The organism is Bradyrhizobium sp. JYMT SZCCT0180, from assembly GCF_018130165.1.
Lineage (GTDB): Bacteria > Pseudomonadota > Alphaproteobacteria > Rhizobiales > Xanthobacteraceae > Bradyrhizobium.
Genome location: NZ_JAFCLZ010000005.1, coordinates 235,565 through 253,975 on the forward strand (window position 1 = coordinate 235,565; position 18,411 = coordinate 253,975).

An 18,411-nucleotide genomic window follows, 5' to 3' on the forward strand; every position below is an offset into this window, starting at 1 on the left:
ATGTCGGGACCGATCCTTGCGGGCGCACTGCTCGCTTTGCCCGGCCTCGGTGCCGCGCAGGAGTTGCGTCGCTATGACGTGACCGGCGATGCCATCGCGAAGTCGCTGACCGGCGCGCCCGGCGATCCCGCGCGTGGACGGACGACCCTCCTCAATCGCCAAAGCACCTGCATCCTCTGCCACAACGGGCCGTTTCCGGAAGAGAAGTTTCAGGGCGATCTGGCCCCCAACCTCGCCGGCTCCGGCAGCCGCTGGTCGGAGGGACAGTTGCGGCTGCGGCTGGTGGACGCGAGCCGCCTCAATGAAGCGACGATCATGCCGTCTTATTATCGCGTGGACGACCTGCATCGCGTTGGTCCGGCGTGGCGCGGCAAGCCGATCCTGTCGGCGGAACAGATCGAAGATATCGTGGCTTATCTGGTGACGCTGCGCGAATAGGAAGTGACGATGCAACACAAGGATTCCACACGCCGCCAGTTCCTCGGCCTCGCCGGTGGCGCGGCCGTGCTCGGCGCCGTCCCGATCGTGACGATAAGGCCGAGCGAAGCGACGCCCGCCGAACTCGCATCCGCGATCCGCAGCGTCACCAATGGCGCGCAAGTGCGCACCGGCAAGGTCAAGCTCGACGTGCCGCCGCTGGTCGAGAACGGCAACACCGTGCCGCTGACCGTCAACGTCGCGAGCCCGATGGCGCCGGAGGATCACGTCCGCAGCATCCACATCTTCAACGAGAAGAACCCGCAGCCCAATATCGGCAACTTCCATCTCGGCCCGCATTCCGGCCGCGCGCAGGTGTCCACGCGCATCCGCCTTGCCGACAGCCAGAAGATCGTCGCCATCGCGCGGTTGTCCGACGGCTCGTTCTGGTCGGCCACCGCCGACGTCGTGGTGACGCTGGCGGCCTGCACTGATGAGGTGATCTGATGACCTCCGCGCTGATCAACGTTCCCGCCAAGGCCAAACGCGGCGACATCATCGAGATCAAGACGCTGATGTCGCACATCATGGAAACCGGCTATCGGCATACCGCCACCGGCGAGGTGGTGCCGCGCGACATCATCACGAGCTTTGCATGCCGCTATAACGGCACCGAGATTTTTCGCGCCGATCTGTTTCCCGCGATCGCCGCCAACCCGTTCATCACCTTCTTCACCACGGCAACCGCGAGCGGCAAGTTCGAGTTCGAATGGATCGGCGATAACGGCTTTTCCGAAACCGCGTCGGCCTCGATAACAGTCGAATGAGATTGGCCGGCCTCATCGCCCTGTCTGCCCTGCTCGCGGTGGACGCCGCCGGCGCTGAAATTCCGCAAGCAGAACGCCGTTCCGGCTATAGCTTCATGGCGCCGGATACCAGGGCGATGCAGGACGACGACACGACAAATCCCGGCATGCTGTGGGTACTCGACGGCGAGAAATTGTGGGCGCGCAGAACGGGCGTTACAAACAAGGCCTGCGCCGATTGCCATCAGGACGCGCGCGCGAGCATGAAGGGCGTCGCGGCGCATTATCCCGCCTACGACAAGGCGCTCGGCCGTCCCGTCGATCTCGAGCAGCGCATCAATCTGTGCCGAACCGATCAACAGCAGGCGACGCCGCTTCCTTACGAGAGCCGCGAATTGCTGGCGCTGACCGCTTTTGTCGCGCAGCAATCGCGCGGCGCCGCGATCGAGCCCGGCAGCGATCCACAACTGGCGCCGTTCGTCGCCAAGGGGCGTGAATTGTTCATGCAGCGGCAGGGCCAGCTCAATCTCGGCTGCACCAATTGCCACGATGAGAATTGGGATAAACGCCTGGCCGGATCGGCGATCACGCAAGGACACCCGACGGGTTACCCGCTTTATCGGCTGGAGTGGCAATCGCTGGGATCGCTGCAGCGCCGGCTGCGCGCCTGCATGACGGGCATCCGCGCACAAGCCTATGATTACGGCGCGCCGGAACTGGTCGAGCTGGAGCTGTATCTGATGTCGCGGGCCAAGGGCATGCGGCTGGAAGCGCCGGCCATTCGACCCTAGTCATGGGCCCCCAGGGGCCCAGACACAAAAATCGCGAAAACAACCCCATGCAAAGAAAGGATGGGCCCGGCCTCGCGGTCCTCGGTTACCGCTCCGCGAACGCTTTCTCGACCACGAACTGCGCCGCCTCGCCGTGATTGCCTTCGACAAAGCCTTTGCCGCCCAGCAGCGTGCGGGTGTCGGCGACCAGCGCCGGGCTGCCGCAGATCATGACGCGGTCATGCGCGGCCTCGAGCGGGGCAAGCCCGATATCCGCAAACAGCTTGCCGGAATTGATCAGGTCGGTGATGCGGCCGCGGTTGTGGAAGGGATCGCGCGTCACCGTCGGATAATAAATCAGCTGGTTGCGCACGAGTTCGCCGATCAGCTCATCGTTCGGCAGTTCCTTGGTGATCATCTCACCATAGGCCAGCTCGGCGACGCGGCGGCAGCCGTGCAGCAGCACCACCTTCTCGAAGCGCTCATAGGTTTCGGGATCCTTGATCACGCTGAGGAACGGGGCAAGCCCGGTGCCGGTGCCGATCAAATACAGGTTGCGGCCGTCCTGCAGGTTGTCGATCACCAGCGTGCCGGTGGCCTTGCGGCTGACGATGATCTCGTCGCCTTCCTTCAGATGCTGGAGGCGCGAAGTCAGCGGCCCGTCCGGCACCTTGATCGAGAAGAATTCGAGCCGGTCTTCATAATTGGCGCTGGCGACGCTGTAGGCGCGCAGCAGCGGCTTCTCGCCGACCTTCAGCCCGATCATGGTGAACTCGCCGTTGCGAAAACGGAACGAGGGGTCGCGCGTGGTGGTGAATGAGAACAGCGTGTCGGTCCAGTGATGGACGCTGAGAACGCTTTCCTGATTGAAATTGCTCATCTTTCGATCCGATTGGAGGCAGATTGCGTCGGCAAAATCATTCGTATACGATCATTCGTATACGAATGAATAATCCTTCTTGATCCCGCCGTCAAGCCGCGGGCAAGATGGCCGGCGACGCCCCGAAGGCATTGAACAACAAGGAAAATCCGATGGCGCACGACGCACCCCAGGCAAGCGGCCCGAGCAAGCTGGTGATCCGCAATATCGGGCTGCTGCTGTCGGGGATGCTGGAAAAGCCGATCCTGGACGCCGACACCATCGTGGCCGAGAACGGCAAAATCACCGCCATCGGCCGCCTCAAGGACGTCGACACCGAGGGCGCCACGACTGTCGTCAACGCCAACGGCACCACGGTGGCTCCCGGGCTGATCGACAGCCACGTGCATCCCGTCGCCGGCGACTGGACGCCGCGGCAGAACCAGATGGGCTGGATCGACAGTTACCTGCATGGCGGCGTCACCACGATGATATCCGCCGGTGAAGTGCATATGCCCGGCCGTCCCCGCGACGTCGTCGGCGTCAAGGCGATGGCGATTTTCGCACAGCGCGCGTTCTGGACGCTGCGGCCCGGCGGCGTGAAGATCCATGCCGGCGCGCCCGTGATCGAAAACGAAATGGTCGAGGACGATTTCAAGGAGCTCGCCGCGGCCGGCGTCAAGCTGCTCGGCGAAGTCGGCCTCGGTGGCGTCAAGGACGGCCCGACTGCACGCAAGATGGTGGGATGGGCGCGAAAATACGGCATCCAGAGCACCATCCACACCGGCGGACCTTCGATCCCCGGCTCCGGCCTGATCGACAAGGACGTGGTGCTGGAAGCCGACACCGATGTGGTCGGCCACATCAATGGCGGCCACACGGCGCTACCCGACGATCAGATCCGCTGCATCTGCGAGGGCTGCAAGCGCGGCCTGGAGCTGGTTCACAACGGCAATGAACGCTCGGCGCTGTTTACCTTGCGCACCGCGCGCGAGATGGGTGACCTGCACCGCGTCATCCTCGGCACCGACGCGCCGGCCGGCTCCGGCGTACAGCCGCTCGGCATCTTGCGCATGGTGTCGCTGCTGTCCTCGCTCGGCGAACTGCCGGCCGAAATCGCCTTCTGCCTCGCCACCGGCAACACCGCCCGCATGCGCGCGCTCGACTGCGGCCTGATCGAGGTCGGCCGCTCCGCCGATTTCGTCATCATGGACATGGCGCAGCACTCGCCGGGCAAGAGCCTTTTGCACAGCGTGCAGCTCGGCGACCTGCCCGGCATCGGCATGACCATCATCGACGGCATCGTCCGCACCCAGCGCAGCCGCAACACGCCGCCTGCGACACGGCTGCCGGAGATTGTTGTCGGGCATTGACGGGAATGGAGAGGCGCGTCGCGCCAACTTTTATGATTTCACCTCCAAAGCCATGAACGAGTTGCCGGCCGGCCACGTCAAATGCGGACGGCCTGCAGCGCCGTCCGAGCTTTCGAGGGACATGTGAAGAATTTGCCGCAGATTGCCGGCGGGGTGGCGGGTGCGGCAGTGGGCTTTGCCGCCACCTTGCTGATCGTCGAACTCGTGGGTTTTGGAAACCGCGCCGACCCAATCGGTTCCGCGCTGCTGATGCTGTTCGTCTTCGCGCCGGCCGGGGCGATCGCAGGACTCGTGCTCGGCACCAAGCTCGCGATGCGGATGCGCGGAGGCGAGAACACCGGCAGCCTGGCCGGCAACAGCCTCCGGGCATTCGGTGCGCTGATCCTGCTCTGCGCCGCCGCCGGCACGGCATACTATGTCTACGCGGTCACGACTGCCACGCCGTGGCTCAACCCGAACGCCGCCACGCCGCTTCTTGTATTCGAAGTTCGCCTGCCGGCAGGAACGGCGCTGCCGGGTTCGCCGCGGGAGATCGCGATTGAACTGCAGACCGACATCAACCGCATGCCGGGTGAGCCACGCTTCAACCGGTTCCGCAGCGACGGCGACAGGTCTGTCATCGCAGGCGACGTCGAACTCGCCTTCCGCACCGCGTATCGGCAAGTGGAAATCAAGATCAAGGGCCAGCCCGACCGGCTCTACCCGATCGCCCTATCGGCCAAGGCGCCGCATGCCGCACAGCTCGGACCCTGGCAAACCAACGCCGACGGCAGCGAAATCCGCTATCGGGCCCAATGGCCCGGACGCGATTGACCGGCGGCCGCCGGGCCGGGCGCCCCACCTATCCTCGTCAAATCGCACATCTGAGAATCCATGCGCACTATCGTGATAATGAATTCTCCGATGTGCGATGGCACACACAACTACGCATCAGATTCTATATTCACCAAAACTTCCCCGGCGATGATTTCGGGGTCTCCAAGATTCAGGTCATGCAGGCTTGCCTGAACAAACTCCAGCACCTTTTCGTTCGCCGCACTGGCGCTGTCGCGATCCTCGAACATCATGACAGCGACACCGACGCCGTCGCCCCCATCCAGTACATGATAGGATCTGAATCCGTGCGATTCCCGGAGCATCTGACCGATGCCGCTCTTGGCGCGGCGAGCAGCATCCGCAACCGAGCGAACCTTGGTGTACTTTCGAATGATTATGTACATGAGGCCACCCACGCGTTTCAGTTCCGGCCCCCGCGCATCAAAGCATATCAGGCCGCTGCTACACTAGGGCCTGCAGCCGCCAAACCACCGGGAGCGGCAGTGCTGGCCGGCCGGGCTAATTGCGGCTAACCTCCGGGCGGCGATCCCAACTCGCGAGTCAGGCATGCCAAAAATTCAGCGCATCATCGTTCCCGACATTCCAAAGCCAGTCAGCCACTATTGCCACGTGACCCGTGCAGGCCCCAACGTCTGGGTCGCCGGCGTCGTCGGCCAGGCGCAGGACGGCAACATACCGTCCGACGTTGTTGCCCAGTTCGACATCGCCATCGCGGTGATGGACAAGTGCCTCAAGGCGGCGGGCGCCGGGCCCGAGCACGTCGTCAAGGTGCAGGTTTTCATGACCGACATCGCCGAACGACCGAAAATCAACCCGCGCCGCATCGCTTATTTCGGCGAGAATCTGCCGGCCTCCACGCTCGTCGAGGTGAAGGGATTGGTCGATCCACGAATGAAGGTCGAGATCGAGTGCCAGGCGTACGTTGACTAGGGAACGGCGCGTGCCGCCGGCAGCGATGGCACCCGGCCGTATCGGATTGCGAGAGACTTTCGGCCAACTACAAGATACTTACGACGGTTATAACTAAACAGAGGACCAGGCGGGCATGCCTGACGCGCTCGAGCCCGATGTCCATGTCATGGGAAAACGATTGATGTGGTCCCAAAACACGTTCACCGACAGGCTCAATCTCAAGTGGCCGATCCTTCAGGCGCCGATGGGCTCGCTCAGTACACCTGCACTCGCCGCGGCGGTCAGCAATGCTGGTGGTCTGGGGGGCCTCGGCATGTGGGGGTTTTCAGCCGAGGATGCAGAGCGGCGGATCGCCGGCTTCCAACAGCTGAGCGGCGGCAGCCTCAACGTCAACTATCCGCTCTGGCCGGAGCCCAGGTTTACCCCTGACGTCAGCGGGCCGATGCGGGCGCGTCTGCAGGCGCACTTCGACGCGAAGGGTCTCGGAGCGGTGCCCGAACCGAAAGGTGCGGCGGGTGAAGTAAGCCACGAACACCTTTCGATGCTGATGCGGGCCAAGCCACAGATGGTGAGCTTCCATTTTGGCCTGCCTGATCAGGAGGTCATCAACGCCATTAAAGACACCGGAATTTTCATCATTTCCAGCGCCACGACCGTAGCCGAGGCACGGATGCTTGAGCAGCGCGGTGTCGACGCCATCATCGCACAGGGTACCGAGGCCGGCGGACATCGCGGCACCTTCACCGGTGTCGACATCAGCATGCAGCCGGGCCTGTTCGCGCTGTTGCCGCAAGTGGTGGATGCGGTGAGGGTTCCCGTCATTGCCGCCGGGGGCGTGGCCGATGGGCGAACGGTGGCCGCGGCCTTTGTCCTTGGCGCGAGCGCCGTACAGTTGGGCACGGCCTTCCTGCGCTGCGAGGAGGCCAACGTGCTCGATGCCCATCGCGCGGCGCTGCGCGAGCCCACCGACGCCTGTACTGTCGTCACGGACGTGATCACCGGCCGGCCGGCGCGCTATGTGAAAAACGGACTGATTGACGACCTCGTGGCCTCGGAGCTGAGGCCGCTGGCGTTTCCCGGCCAGCTCAGTCTCACCGCGCCGCTCGGGGGCACGGGAGACAGGGAGCTTACCGCGTTGTTTGCCGGTCAATCCGCGGCACTCGCCAGCGACACGACTGCCGGCGCGTTGGTCGAGCAGCTTGCGGAAGCGACGTCAGAGCGCCTGCGCGTTTTTTCGCGTTCCTAGCCCTCTCCTCAATTTCGATTGCCATATCCACTCGCCGGCGCGCCGATTTCCGCACTGGGTCGCCTGGTGCGGACATCCACCATTATTCGGCGCGGCCGTTACGACCGTCCGTCAATACGATCCGATACTCACCTCTTTCCGTACTCCGTGAAAACGTAGTCGCGGTTCTGCACCGCCGAGTGGCATGCGAACCCGCACTTCGCGTCATTTTCCTGAGGCGGACGGTCCGCTGCAGTGGCGGGCCTGAACGTGTCGGACGCCGCGTCATAGTAGAACTCGGCCCATCCCCATCCGCCGCTGTCCGCGAACCGCTTGCTGTCCTTCACCATGAAACCAGCGTCATGCTGGGTACCCGGCACCGTTGGCTGACCGGGATACGCCTCTTGTTTTTTCGAATTCCAATGAATTTTCGCCATCTTGGCACCATCCGGGAAAGACTTGCCATTGCCGGGCACGCCTTCCCTGAAGGCGTCGATCATTACCGGATTTCCCACGATCACAGCGATCCTGCCTCCGCTCTGACTGATCGCGATCACGGGCCAGTCCTCGTATCCCCTGAACTCAGAGAACCCGAGGCCATTCGGTACTTGCACAGTGTATTTGTCCTGCGCGGAAACCGCGACACCAGCTGCGGCGATCGATACCAAAATACTGAGACTGATCAGCGTGCTTCTGTTCATTGTCGCATCTCCCTCGTCGGTTCAGCGGCGGATGTCGATAACCCCTTGTTGGAAGTTGCGTCGTCGCATTGTGTTCTCGGAGGCCAAGGCCTGCGACGACCGTTGCGCACGGAAGACATGATTACATCATGGATTTCCGCACTGCGAAATGGGTCAGGTGCCATGGTGCGCGGCAGTATTTCTGGACTGTCGACGACGCCCGCCAGGATCATTGGCGGAAGTCAACGCTTACAGCGATGAGGGCAATGGAGGCGCAGCTCGCGGTTTCGAAACTGACGAAAGCCGCCACCGCGCCTCCCGGCGACGGTGCCGTTAAGCCGCGGTTGCTGCCTCTTGGCGCAGCGCTCGCTCGCTGTGACGCCGTTCAAGGGCGGCAATAGTCATCTTGAGATTGTCGCGCCGCTCGATCAGCGTCCTCGCCAGTATCGGATATTTGACGTCGGATCGGTCGGAAACCCGGGTGCGCTCCTCTTCGGCTGCGATTTCGGATTCGATCAGTTGAACGGTGCGAACAAGATCAGCCAACATCTTGCCGATTGCTGCGATCTCTCGCACAGCGCCTTCGCGCGCTGTCTCAAAACGAGCCTGTATGTCCATTTGCGTGCTCCCAATTGGCCCGGTTCGGCACATTATGTGCATGGATGCCGAACAGCTGACACACCCATCGCAAGCTGTTTGCCAATTGCGACCCGTAAGAACACGGTGGCCGGAACCCATCGCCCCCCGGGGGCCTTCGGGTTCGCGCCGCCTACATCGGAAAGGAACCCGCCCTCACAGTTTTCCTCCAGTGTCCCCCGAAAAGAGATGGGGTTTTCACAGCGCGGGATCCATCGAGAAATAAGTTCTTGTGATCGGAGTGGACCTTACAACCATGAATATCCGAACCAACTGTTGGACGAATGTTTTTCCAACCCTGGAGAGCCCCGTGGGCGAAGTTATCCGTTTTGTTCCGAAATCCGAACTCGAGCGAGCCCGTTTAATCCGGGAAGCCCGTGCGATCTACGAAAGCATATTCCCGTCGGATCATGCCGTCGGCAGCGGGCAGCATGACCGCAGGGAATGAGCGCGCCCGAATTGCGGTTAGGGTGCACTCAGGGGAAGTTTAGCTGGGAGCACCATTGATCGAGCGCTATCGACGAATTGCCCTGTCACCGTAGTACGCAATAGCAGACAGAGGTCATGCGGGCGTTACACCACATGGCCTCTGTTGGGACTGTCCCCGTCGGCGCGGGAATTCCATCCTCCATCCAATAAAACGCAGATGGCGTCTGGACGTTCCGGGCCTCGGCGCCAGCCATGTTTGGTAGCGCCTTCGGAACCGCAACCTTTTTCGATTACGTGAATTTAGTTCATGGGTCTCGGGGCTTCGCAAGACTGCGAGGTACGCAATGCATGATTTATCGCCAGCCGACGCCTTTCTGGTCGTCGCAACCCTGGGGACCGGAGTCCTGATCGAGATCGCTGCGTTCATCCTCATGGGGTTGATCTGAGGTCGTTCCGCAAGCTTGCTCTGAAGTTCAGATCGGCGGGCCGGGCCGATTGCTACGGAGTAAGATCGGTTCAGGGCGTGAGATGGGCGCGGCTTGAAGGCGAAATCATGGGATGTCCGCCTGCCGCTGACATGACGAAGCCAACAAGAGGTCGCCGGCCATAGGCGTGCCCGGTGCGGCTTCGTCGGGCCGAGCGCGGCCGCTAATGCAACTCGAAATGAATGCCCCTTCCCGCAAACGGTGTGCGGCGCTAACCCTCATGCCGAGATCCGAGCAGAAGGGGTAAAATCCCGCAGGGTCCATATCCGAGGAGCATCAACATGAAGCGACACATCCCGGAGGAATTTTTCACGAGGTTGATCGACTGGAGTCCCTTCGTGATCATGGGCAACGAGGTGCCGCCCCGCGTTCCCGATGAAGATGAGGAAGACGACGAAGACGAAGAGGACGAGGAGGACAATGGCGACCGACCTCCGGTCGTGCGCGAACCCGACGAAGACTAGAATAGCCTGCAGCTCGCAGTTGGCGTATAGTGTCTCGCATGAGTTGGGATGCGAAAGACGTAGCGCTGCTCAAAGAACTCTGGGCCGTAGGACAGAGCGCCGCGCAGATCGCGCGCCGTTTCGGATGCAGCCGTAACGCGGTCTGCGGCAGGCTAACTCGTTTGGGCCTGAAACGCGGTCACAAGCCGCCAACAGCAAAACCCAACATAAGGCCGGTCCCGAAGCGAAGGCCGGCGTTGTTGGCCGACTGTGCCCGACCGGTGGCGAAGGATGTGTTGCGGAAGACAGTAGCGAGGCAGCCTAAGAAATTCAGCAAGCGCGAGCTTTACGCCATGCTAGCTGACGCCGTCAGGAATACGGGCTAGCCCGCCCACCGCGACATCGTTGCGGCGCGGCCTCCGCACCTCGTTCAGTTCGACTGGGGTCCTTGTTGCCGGCAATCCCCGATGCACCTGAACGCGCCGTGAGGTAATCCGACCTCGGGCCATCGCTCCAACAACCCCATCTGAGGCCACCCGCTGGCCCTCACAGTGTGCTAATCTGGGCCGGCACGATCCCCTGTCTTCGGCCCGGAGCCGTTGCACCGTGACCCATGATCATAACCCGGCATGGAACGAGGATAGCCGCTTCTCCGGTGCCCTCGACGATGTGATCATCATCCCGCTTGTTTCTGTCGCGCTCGCCGCAAACAAGATCCTGCGTTTCATTCTATCGATCTTGATGCGGCTGCTCGACTACGCCTTCCCGTTGGCAATGCAGGTTGTCTGGCTTCCGCTCTTCGCTGTCAGGGTTCTCGGCAATGTCATCGTTACTGCCATAAACGGCGCGTTGGGCTTCCTGCCCCTTTCCGAGACGAAACGTCGACAGTGGGGTACATCGATCCGCCGGAACTGGTCGTGGCTCCGGCGCAAGATCAGTTATCGGGCGTTCGAACATGCTGTGTACCTTGCCTTTGAAAGCGGCATGGCATGGGTGTTCCGAAAATGCCGGCACCTGACGCCGAACACCGCATTGCTCGTGATCCTGGGTGCGGTGCTTTGGCTCCCGATCTCTTTCGGGGCTGCGACGGCGATGCACGCGGTACTGTTTGCCAAGGTCACGTCCTGGCCAGCCTGGATGCAACTCCTGCATCCGCTCGCAACGGTCATCGCCAAGAGCAAGCTGTTGGTGCTGCCGGTGTACCCGGCAGCCTGGCCACAGGCCCGGAAACATCCGTTCGTGCGGCGCGTGTTCAGGAGCTATGAAACCGTCAGGCGCCTGTATGTGATCAAAAAGATCGGTTTTCGCTATCGGCAGGCAGAGACCGCCGGCGCCGCGGCGGTCGAGAGGCTCGAGCGCACCGCCGGCCTCACATCGGCGATAAGGTGGCTGCGCGGGGTGCATGTCGCCGAACGGTTCGGCGTGGAAAAGCCCACCCAGAAGCTGCGTTCGTTCTTCTCGCGATGGTCAATTCAGTTCTCGGCCGAATACTACGAAGCGAAGGAACGGCGGCCTCAGATATCCCATCACTAAACGGCAGCAGGCTACGAACGCGGAGATAATCATCATCTCGCGGTGTCCACGGCCGTGGCTGGCGGCCTGGCCGGCGCCAGGTATCAAAAAGACACGCCGCCGGGATCAAAATGGATCGCCCGGCGGCGCTTATTCCTGAACTGGGACACTAAAATTCCCAGCACTGCATACACTGCACGCCTCGTGCCACAGGGCCATGACATCCGGTCGTGGCTTATGCGCGGCCAGCAACCGGGTGGAGGCGACCAGGTCGACAAGGACCTCGCCGTCGATGTCGTTCTCCCGGAACGCCTGTTCGTATCGTCCCAGCCCCAGACTACATTGCCAGGCCGCGACTTCCATGGGCTCCGGCTCGCTCCTTCAGAGCACCACGAGTTGTCAACCTGTTGCAGAATGGCCGCGAGAGTACGGGGAAACGACGACCTGACCGTACGCGAAGCGCAGCTTCTGGACCCAATGCGGACAGGGCCCTGACGCGCAAAGGGTCTCGTACAAGCCCGCCGAAGCCGATACTATTTTTCAATCCCAGAGCGTCGAGGTGAACATGCACCGTCGTGAATTTCTGGCAGCTCTTGTCGCGGCGTCATTAACGCCACAACGCGCGGCACAGGCACAGCCGACCCGCCGGACCTACCGTATTGCAGTGGTCGAGCCGACATCGGCGCAACTCAACGCGACCAACCTCGCTGCCTTGCGGCGCGGTCTGGAAGAGCTTGGATACGTCGAGGGGCGCAATCTTCTCATGGAGTATCGGTCCGCAGACGGCAATGCCGCGCTCTACCCCGGCCTTGTGGCCGAAGTGATCGGCCGCAATCCCGATCTGATCATCGCTCGCGGCACACCAGCCGCCCTTGCGGTCAAGCGGGCGACACGCACCATTCCTGCGGTCATGATCGTCGGCGAGCCGCTGCTCGTGGTCGACAGCCTCGCGCGGCCAGGCGGCAACATCACGGGTTTCAGCGGGGTGCAGCCCGAGCTTGAAACCAAGCGCATGGAACTGCTCAAGGAGATCGCGCCCTCGACCACTGGTCTCGCGGCGCTCCTGAACATGGGTAATCCCGTCTCCGCTCCACAATTGGAGGAACTTCAGAAGGGCGCGCAGTCCCGGGGCTGGCGCTTCAGGTTGTTCGACGTTCGCAAGCGCGAGGACATCGAGCAGGCCTTTGCTGCGCTCGACAACAGTTCCGACGCGATCATAGTGGGACTTGAGGCCCTGACCCAGGCGCACCGCGGTCTGATCGCAGATCTTGCCGCAAAGAGTCGCCTGCCGGCAATCTACGGCGGCCGGGAGTTTATGGAAGCAGGCGGGCTGATCTTTTACGGACCGAGTTTCCCTGACGTCTATCGTCGGGTAGCAACGTATGTTGACAAGATCCTGAAAGGAGCAAAGCCCGCCGATTTGCCTGTCGAGCAGCCAACCAAGTTCGAGATGATGATCAATCTCAAGGCCGCAAGGGCGATTGGGCTCGAGGTGCCGCTGTTTCTCCAGCAGCGCGCCGATGAAGTGATCGACTGATTTCAAGCGGTGTCTGCTTCCGGGCAACTTTGAGACACCCGCCTGTCCTGAGAATAAGGGAGCGCCTCCTCATTCCGAAGAATTCACGATGCCAGCGCGGTCCGAAGCATCCGCGCGAGATCGGAGCTGAGGTAAGGCTTCGGGAGTAGCAGCACGCCCGCATCGAGCCGGCCATGGTGGACGATGGCGTTCTCGGTATAGCCGGACGTATAAAGCACCTTTAGTCCCGGACGGCGTTTCAGCGCCTCGGTCGCGAGCTGACGGCCGTTCAGTCCTCCGGGGATTATCACGTCGGTGAACAGCAGATCGATGCGTTCGGGACGATCAATGATCGCCAGCGCCTCGGCGGCATTGCCAGCGGCCTGTGTGTGGTAGCCGAAACGGCTGATCTGGGCCACGACGTATTCGCGCACCAGCGCGTCGTCCTCGACAATCAGGATGGATTCGTCGCCGTGTTCGTTCCCCGCGATGCCGGCCTCGGCAGCCAGCGCGACCGGGACACCCGCCGCCTGCGGAAGGTAAAGCTTCACGGTGGTGCCGTGGCCCTGTTCGCTGTAGATCTTGATATGCCCGTTCGACTGTTTGACGAAGCCGTAGACCATGCTGAGACCGAGCCCCGATCCCTTCCCGACCTCCTTGGTGGTGAAGAATGGCTCAAACACCTTGTCGAGCAGGCTACCGGGGATTCCCTCCCCTGTGTCGCTCACCGCGATCATGACGTAGTTGCCCGGATTAACCTCGCTGTTCATGCTGGCGTAGTTCTCGTCGAGCACGATATTCTTGGTTTCGAGCGTCAGCTTGCCGCCGTTCGGCATGGCGTCACGCGCATTCAGTGCAAGGTTCAGGATCGCAGTCGAGAGCTGGCTCGGATCAATCAGGGCCGGTGCGGAATCGTGCACCAGCATCGATTCGATTTCGATCTGCTCGCTGAGGGTCGGTCGTAGCAACCGCACTGCATCGATGACCAGGACGTTGACGTCGGTGTTGCGCGGCTGCAGCGGTTGGCGACGGGCGAAGGCCAGCAAATGCCGCGTCAGGTCGGCCCCCCTCGCTGCGGCGGCGCCAATCATATCGGTGATCTGCCCGAGATGCGGACGATCCTTGACCGCATCGCCGAGGATTTCGATGGTTCCGGTGATCACGGTCAGAATGTTGTTGAAGTCGTGCGCGACACCACCGGTGAGTTGGCCGATGGCTTCCATCTTCTGCGCTTGCCGGACCTGGGCCTCGCTCGCCTCTATCTCCTGAAAACGTCTGACCATGGCCTCGGCCTTGCGCCGTTGTCGGATTTCCTCCTCAAGTGCCGCATTGGCCTGTTGAAGCTGCCTGCGTGTCGGCAGCACCAGGATCCGCGGCAGCATCAGCAGCAGAGCCGCCGTGATCACGGCCGATATCAGCGCCAGGACGCCTTTGGTTACGGCCTCGATGCCGTAGGCCGGCACCCACAAAGTGAGGATCGACAGCAGACGGGTCACCCCGCAGAATGCGGCGAAGATGGCGAATGTCCAGAATACGCTGCGGAACATAACATCGCGGCGCCGCCACACGAAAAACCCGAGGACGAACGCGGTTGCAAAAAAGGCGCCGGCGAGCATGGCGTCGGAAACGACATTCAGCCAGATCAATTCCGGCTTCCACAGCAGGCACGCGCCATGTGGGGTGAGCGTCGACATGTCCAGAATATCCTATTTGAGTTGAGACAATGTTAGAAAGCCCACTCGATAGACCTTTCTCAATTCCTGCCCACCCGCATCAGGGAAGGCGCGCCACCACGCGATGGCCGAGCCGCCGAGGAATCGCGCCGGTTCATGGCAACTCTGTCCCGGGCTAACCGATATTCTCAATACCCAGAACGATAGCACGCAGGCGCTCTGCGGCGTGGGAGATAATCCGTGTTGCACCGCCCCCGCGGTCCCACCTTCCCTGTCCTGACCGGCGGATGATGTCGGGTATTTGGTACTTTTTCGGACCTGGAAGGCCTGACTGAAGATGATCCTTGCTGAGAGCAAAGCGGACTTCCCGGTTGCGCAGTCAGGCTTCCGAGTTTGGACCCGTTGCGGACATCTTTGCGGACTGGCAACATCGCATGATGGCAAACGATTGGCTTACCGACATTGTCGTCGTGAATGAAAGTCGCGACGAGGCAACCGCTGGTGACATCTCCGTCTTTCGTAGCGCCGGTGAGGCTTGCATGTGGCTGGAGCATTGGTGGGTCGAGAACGGTGAGGGATTTGCATTCACGGCTGCGGGAGTTCGTCTCGCGCTTGGGGTAGACGAGCGAAATAGCAGGGTAATCGTCACGGGCCAGCAGGCCGCGCCGAACGGCACGGAGGTCGTCAAGGGCTGGCTTCGCGGCTATGCATCCGCAGTATTGGATGCACGGAGAACCAAGGCAGGAAAAGGGAAAGCTGTGCTCAGTCCGTCCGAGGAGCGCGGGCAACTTCCCACGTCCGTTGAGGGCCTAATCGCCTATGTCGGCTTTAACAGCTAACGTGGTCCCCTGTTGGCACCTTTGAGACATGGCGATCGGCCCTGACGACGTATTCGATCTCACCGCGCGTCATGCCGATATCCGTTAACGCCCGATCGCTCAGGCTGCACAATTCATCCTCCGAGCGTCCGCGTTGACGCCATTCTCGAAACACACCCCAACAGCTCCTGAGGGAGCTGATGATGCGCGACGTAGAGTCGGTCGTGTGTCCCAATCCGCCTGCACTATGGGTCATGCTCATTTCGGTATCTCCCGGGGCAGGTGTTACCCCAGGAGAGGATGCCAAGGCGGGGCACGGGCCGCTTAACATTGGGCTTACATTTACCTCACCAGCGGCTTACTCTTTGCGCTCTAGCGGTGCCGGAGCTCCCGATTGACGATGGGAGCTGTCCCAAGGGAATGGCAGTTTGCGCTATCTTTTCGGGGAATTCGCATTTGACACTGACCGGCGCGAGCTATGGCGCGGGGCGGACGTCGTCGCCATCGCGCCCCAGGTATTCGACCTGCTCGACTACCTGATCCGCAACAGGGAGCGCGTCGTCAGCAAGGATGACCTCATCAGCGCGATCTGGAACGGGCGAATCGTATCCGATGCGGCACTGACGACCCGCCTGAATATCGCCCGCGGCCTGATCGGCGATACCGGGCATGAACAACGCCTCATCAAGACCCTGCCGCGCAAGGGCTTCCGTTTTGTCGGTCCCGTGCTGGAAACGCAGCCGCGCGCAGGCGGAGCAGTTGCCGACATCCCGGCAGCGCCGTCGAAGGCCGCTCTTGCGCTTCCCGACAAGCCCTCCATCGCCGTGCTGCCGTTCCAGAACATGAGCGGCGACCCGGCGCAGGAATACTTCGCCGACGGCATGGCCGAAGACATACTGACCGGGCTTTCACGGCACCGCTGGCTGTTCGTAATCGCTCGTAACTCAAGCTTCACATACAAAGGTCGTGCCGTGGATGTGCGCCAGGTCGGGCGCGAGCTCGGCGTACGGTATGTGCTGGAGGGGAGCGTCAGGCGAGTCAGCAGCCGCGTCCGCTTCACTGCGCAGCTCGTCGATACGGCCACCGGCAACTATGTGTGGGGCGAAAAGTACGACGGCGAAGCGGAAGACTTGTTCGACTTGCAGGACCGGATCACCGAGGCGGTCGTGGGCATTCTGGAACCCACGATTCAGCTTGCTGAAATCGAGCGCACACGGCGAAAGCGGCCCGAGAATTTGGGCGCCTACGACTACTACCTGCGCGCCCTGGCGTTGACTGACGCATTCACGCGTGACGCCGTTCAGGCCATGCTGAGCAGCTGCCTCCAGGCGATCATACTCGATCCGACGTTTAGTCCGGCCTACGCCCTGGCGGCACGCACTTACATACAGACGTATACGCAAGGTTGGACTGTTGACGAGGCGAGAGAACGTGCCGAGGTCCTCGATCTCGTCGAACGTGGGCTTCGCGCTGACCGCCTCGATCCGGTCATGCTCGGCACTGCCGGTCATTGCTTTGCCTGGTTCGCTCATGACCTTGCGAAAGGCATCGCCTACATCGACGAGGCGCTGTCCGTAAACCCAAACCACGCGCACGCCTACCTGCAAAGCGGCATTGTCAGAACACGGGCTGACGATACCGAACTTGCCATCAAGCACCTCAACCATGCGAGACGCCTCAGCCCGCGGGATTCCCGTGGTTACGCGATCTTTCAGGCGTTGGCGGTGGCACACCATGTCGGTGGAAACCTCGAAACGGCACATGACTGGGCCCATCGAGCCGTGCAGCACAATCCGAACTATGTGCCCGGTTGGGCCGCTCTTGCTTCGAGCGCAGCCTCGACTGGCAGAGACGCAGAAGCGAAGATGGCCGCGGAAACGCTGCTCGGGCTCGATCCGCAATTCTCAATAAGCCGGCACATTCGCCGCTATCCGATCAGCAGGCGCGAGAAGTTCGAGCCTTATTACGAAGGGCTTCGCCGCGCCGGCGTTCCTGATTAGTGCGCAATCGCAAGTGTGCCACAGTTGTCGGGATAGAAGCGCGCCCCCGTAGTTCCCCGGGTTAGTCACCTTAAGCGACATTGCCTATAAGACGTTCGCGAACAGCTGGGGGATGGACTTCGGTCATCACACCGATGTCCAAGGGGTTGTTTGATCGCGAGGCCCGGACTCCTAGGCACTCCGGGCCTCGTTTGATCTCCCGCTCGCAGAATACAGCGCTCACCGGCCCGTCGACGCATCCGGCATGATCTGCAGTAGCGGCTCCGGTCCGACTGAAATTTGACCGGTGAATGGCCGGTCGTGGGCGGCGATCAGTAACACCGAGGCGGCGACGCCGGTCGCGAACAGCGCCATCGCAATCCCCGATGCCAGCCGGTTGCCGCAGTGAACGAGCGCGATCACGAAGAGTTCGCAAATCGCCTGCAAATACAGGCTCCACCATTTCACCGGATTGACTTCCGCCTGGCTGATGATGATCCGCTGCCGGCGCGCATCCAGCGCTACTCCCAATGCGCTGATGATCTCGCGCTGCGCCGTCTGCTGACCCGCCCCCTGCGGCGACATCGAGACAACGAGTTGCAGCGCCTCGGTGAGAGCGGGAGGAGCCGGCCTCAGCGAGGCTGTCTGCCCTGCCATCATCGGCCATTCAACCTTGGCGGTTTGCTCGATATAGCCGCGAACGAGATCGCGCACCCGGCCCTCCTGTTCGGGCGGCAGGCCGGCGGCGAGCAGCACGGTGGCCCGCAACGCGCTGGCTTCACGGCTCACCGCCGCACTGGCGCGATCATTGTCGCTCCAGACCTGGGCGGCGGTGAAGGCGACGAACAGGCCGAAGATGATACCCAGCACCGGCAGCATGCCCGGCGAAATCGCCTGGAATGATTTTGCGCGTTCTCCCGTCGCGAGTGCGGCAACCGCTGCGAAGATCATGATGGCAAGCAGATAGGTGAATGCGAAGATCGAAAGCGCCATCACTGGCACAGGCAGATTGTGCAACCAGTCGCTCATTACGCTCCCCGC

At 61.9% G+C, this 18,411-nt stretch carries 22 protein-coding genes; 14 read left to right on the forward strand and 8 right to left on the reverse strand.

Annotation, left to right across the window (positions count from 1 at the left end):
• From soxX to soxA, 4 genes are read left to right on the forward strand one after another with little or no spacing between them, the layout of a single operon-like run.
• Complete coding sequence (gene soxX / locus JQ641_RS09670; RefSeq protein ID WP_211995735.1) at positions 1–438, forward strand: sulfur oxidation c-type cytochrome SoxX; 438 nt, start codon at positions 1–3, stop codon at positions 436–438.
• 9 nt (positions 439–447) lie between these two features.
• Complete coding sequence (locus JQ641_RS09675; RefSeq protein WP_211995736.1) at positions 448–924, forward strand: SoxY-related AACIE arm protein; 477 nt, start codon at positions 448–450, stop codon at positions 922–924.
• Positions 924–1,244 carry a thiosulfate oxidation carrier complex protein SoxZ gene (gene soxZ / locus JQ641_RS09680; protein WP_192734859.1) on the forward strand — a complete coding sequence of 107 codons (321 nt, stop codon included), beginning with the start codon at positions 924–926 and terminating at the stop codon, positions 1,242–1,244. The genes JQ641_RS09675 and soxZ overlap by 1 nt, the downstream gene beginning before the upstream one ends.
• Positions 1,241–2,014, forward strand: coding sequence for a sulfur oxidation c-type cytochrome SoxA (soxA, locus tag JQ641_RS09685; protein WP_211995737.1), 774 nt, complete (start codon positions 1,241–1,243; stop codon positions 2,012–2,014). Before soxZ ends, soxA begins: the two co-directional genes overlap by 4 nt.
• Positions 2,015–2,099: 85 nt before the next feature.
• Here the strand turns inward: soxA and JQ641_RS09690 are convergent, their stop codons facing one another.
• Positions 2,100–2,873 (reverse strand): ferredoxin--NADP reductase, encoded by a 774-nt coding sequence (locus JQ641_RS09690; protein ID WP_192734861.1) that lies wholly within the window; start codon positions 2,871–2,873, stop codon positions 2,100–2,102.
• A 152-nt stretch (positions 2,874–3,025) separates the two neighbouring features.
• Between JQ641_RS09690 and JQ641_RS09695 the strand changes: the two genes are divergently transcribed.
• Positions 3,026–4,225 carry an amidohydrolase family protein gene (locus tag JQ641_RS09695; protein WP_211995832.1) on the forward strand — a complete coding sequence of 400 codons (1,200 nt, stop codon included), beginning with the start codon at positions 3,026–3,028 and terminating at the stop codon, positions 4,223–4,225.
• A gap of 186 nt (positions 4,226–4,411) precedes the next feature.
• Complete coding sequence (locus tag JQ641_RS09700) at positions 4,412–5,038, forward strand: hypothetical protein (protein ID WP_249150298.1); 627 nt, start codon at positions 4,412–4,414, stop codon at positions 5,036–5,038.
• A 110-nt stretch (positions 5,039–5,148) separates the two neighbouring features.
• Here the strand turns inward: JQ641_RS09700 and JQ641_RS09705 are convergent, their stop codons facing one another.
• Positions 5,149–5,445: a hypothetical protein gene (locus tag JQ641_RS09705; RefSeq protein WP_211995739.1), complete on the reverse strand. Its 297-nt coding sequence runs from the start codon at positions 5,443–5,445 to the stop codon at positions 5,149–5,151.
• A 163-nt stretch (positions 5,446–5,608) separates the two neighbouring features.
• Between JQ641_RS09705 and JQ641_RS09710 the strand changes: the two genes are divergently transcribed.
• Positions 5,609–5,992 carry a RidA family protein gene (locus JQ641_RS09710; protein WP_211995740.1) on the forward strand — a complete coding sequence of 128 codons (384 nt, stop codon included), beginning with the start codon at positions 5,609–5,611 and terminating at the stop codon, positions 5,990–5,992.
• 115 nt (positions 5,993–6,107) lie between these two features.
• A complete protein-coding gene (locus tag JQ641_RS09715) occupies positions 6,108–7,220 on the forward strand; it encodes an NAD(P)H-dependent flavin oxidoreductase (RefSeq protein WP_249150299.1) in 1,113 nt (370 codons plus the stop codon).
• A 128-nt stretch (positions 7,221–7,348) separates the two neighbouring features.
• Here the strand turns inward: JQ641_RS09715 and JQ641_RS09720 are convergent, their stop codons facing one another.
• Entirely contained in the window at positions 7,349–7,900 is a 552-nt protein-coding gene (locus JQ641_RS09720) for a cytochrome P460 family protein (RefSeq protein WP_211995741.1), read from the reverse strand.
• A gap of 312 nt (positions 7,901–8,212) precedes the next feature.
• A complete protein-coding gene (locus JQ641_RS09725) occupies positions 8,213–8,497 on the reverse strand; it encodes a hypothetical protein (RefSeq protein ID WP_211995742.1) in 285 nt (94 codons plus the stop codon).
• Between the two features lie 1,213 nt (positions 8,498–9,710).
• Between JQ641_RS09725 and JQ641_RS09730 the strand changes: the two genes are divergently transcribed.
• The 3 genes from JQ641_RS09730 (at position 9,711) to JQ641_RS09740 (ending at position 11,405) form a co-directional block, all read left to right on the forward strand.
• On the forward strand, positions 9,711–9,893 hold the full coding sequence (locus JQ641_RS09730; protein ID WP_192734867.1) for a hypothetical protein: 183 nt from the start codon (positions 9,711–9,713) through the stop codon (positions 9,891–9,893).
• Between the two features lie 38 nt (positions 9,894–9,931).
• Entirely contained in the window at positions 9,932–10,258 is a 327-nt protein-coding gene (locus tag JQ641_RS09735; RefSeq protein ID WP_211995743.1) for a GcrA family cell cycle regulator, read from the forward strand.
• Between the two features lie 220 nt (positions 10,259–10,478).
• Positions 10,479–11,405 carry an RNA-binding protein gene (locus JQ641_RS09740; protein WP_249150300.1) on the forward strand — a complete coding sequence of 309 codons (927 nt, stop codon included), beginning with the start codon at positions 10,479–10,481 and terminating at the stop codon, positions 11,403–11,405.
• Positions 11,406–11,534: 129 nt separating this feature from the next.
• Here the strand turns inward: JQ641_RS09740 and JQ641_RS38830 are convergent, their stop codons facing one another.
• Positions 11,535–11,747, reverse strand: a complete 213-nt coding sequence (locus JQ641_RS38830) for an SAM domain-containing protein (RefSeq protein WP_211995744.1) — start codon at positions 11,745–11,747, stop codon at positions 11,535–11,537.
• Positions 11,748–11,949: 202 nt separating this feature from the next.
• On the opposite strand from JQ641_RS38830, the gene JQ641_RS09750 reads away from it, so the two are divergent.
• A complete protein-coding gene (locus JQ641_RS09750) occupies positions 11,950–12,921 on the forward strand; it encodes an ABC transporter substrate-binding protein (RefSeq protein WP_211995745.1) in 972 nt (323 codons plus the stop codon).
• An 83-nt stretch (positions 12,922–13,004) separates the two neighbouring features.
• Here the strand turns inward: JQ641_RS09750 and JQ641_RS09755 are convergent, their stop codons facing one another.
• Positions 13,005–14,594 (reverse strand): ATP-binding protein, encoded by a 1,590-nt coding sequence (locus JQ641_RS09755; RefSeq protein ID WP_211995746.1) that lies wholly within the window; start codon positions 14,592–14,594, stop codon positions 13,005–13,007.
• A 413-nt stretch (positions 14,595–15,007) separates the two neighbouring features.
• On the opposite strand from JQ641_RS09755, the gene JQ641_RS09760 reads away from it, so the two are divergent.
• Positions 15,008–15,412 (forward strand): hypothetical protein, encoded by a 405-nt coding sequence (locus JQ641_RS09760; RefSeq protein WP_211995747.1) that lies wholly within the window; start codon positions 15,008–15,010, stop codon positions 15,410–15,412.
• On the opposite strand, the gene JQ641_RS09765 is transcribed toward JQ641_RS09760, so the two are convergent.
• A complete protein-coding gene (locus tag JQ641_RS09765) occupies positions 15,402–15,722 on the reverse strand; it encodes a DUF1127 domain-containing protein (protein ID WP_349628525.1) in 321 nt (106 codons plus the stop codon). The two genes, JQ641_RS09760 and JQ641_RS09765, sit on opposite strands and share 11 nt — an antisense overlap.
• A gap of 97 nt (positions 15,723–15,819) precedes the next feature.
• Here JQ641_RS09765 and JQ641_RS09770 point away from each other — a divergent pair, with 97 nt between their 5' ends.
• Positions 15,820–17,391 (forward strand): winged helix-turn-helix domain-containing tetratricopeptide repeat protein, encoded by a 1,572-nt coding sequence (locus JQ641_RS09770; protein ID WP_211995748.1) that lies wholly within the window; start codon positions 15,820–15,822, stop codon positions 17,389–17,391.
• A 219-nt stretch (positions 17,392–17,610) separates the two neighbouring features.
• Here the strand turns inward: JQ641_RS09770 and JQ641_RS09775 are convergent, their stop codons facing one another.
• A complete protein-coding gene (locus JQ641_RS09775) occupies positions 17,611–18,399 on the reverse strand; it encodes a bestrophin-like domain (protein WP_211995749.1) in 789 nt (262 codons plus the stop codon).
• Between the last annotated feature and the right edge of the window lie 12 nt (positions 18,400–18,411).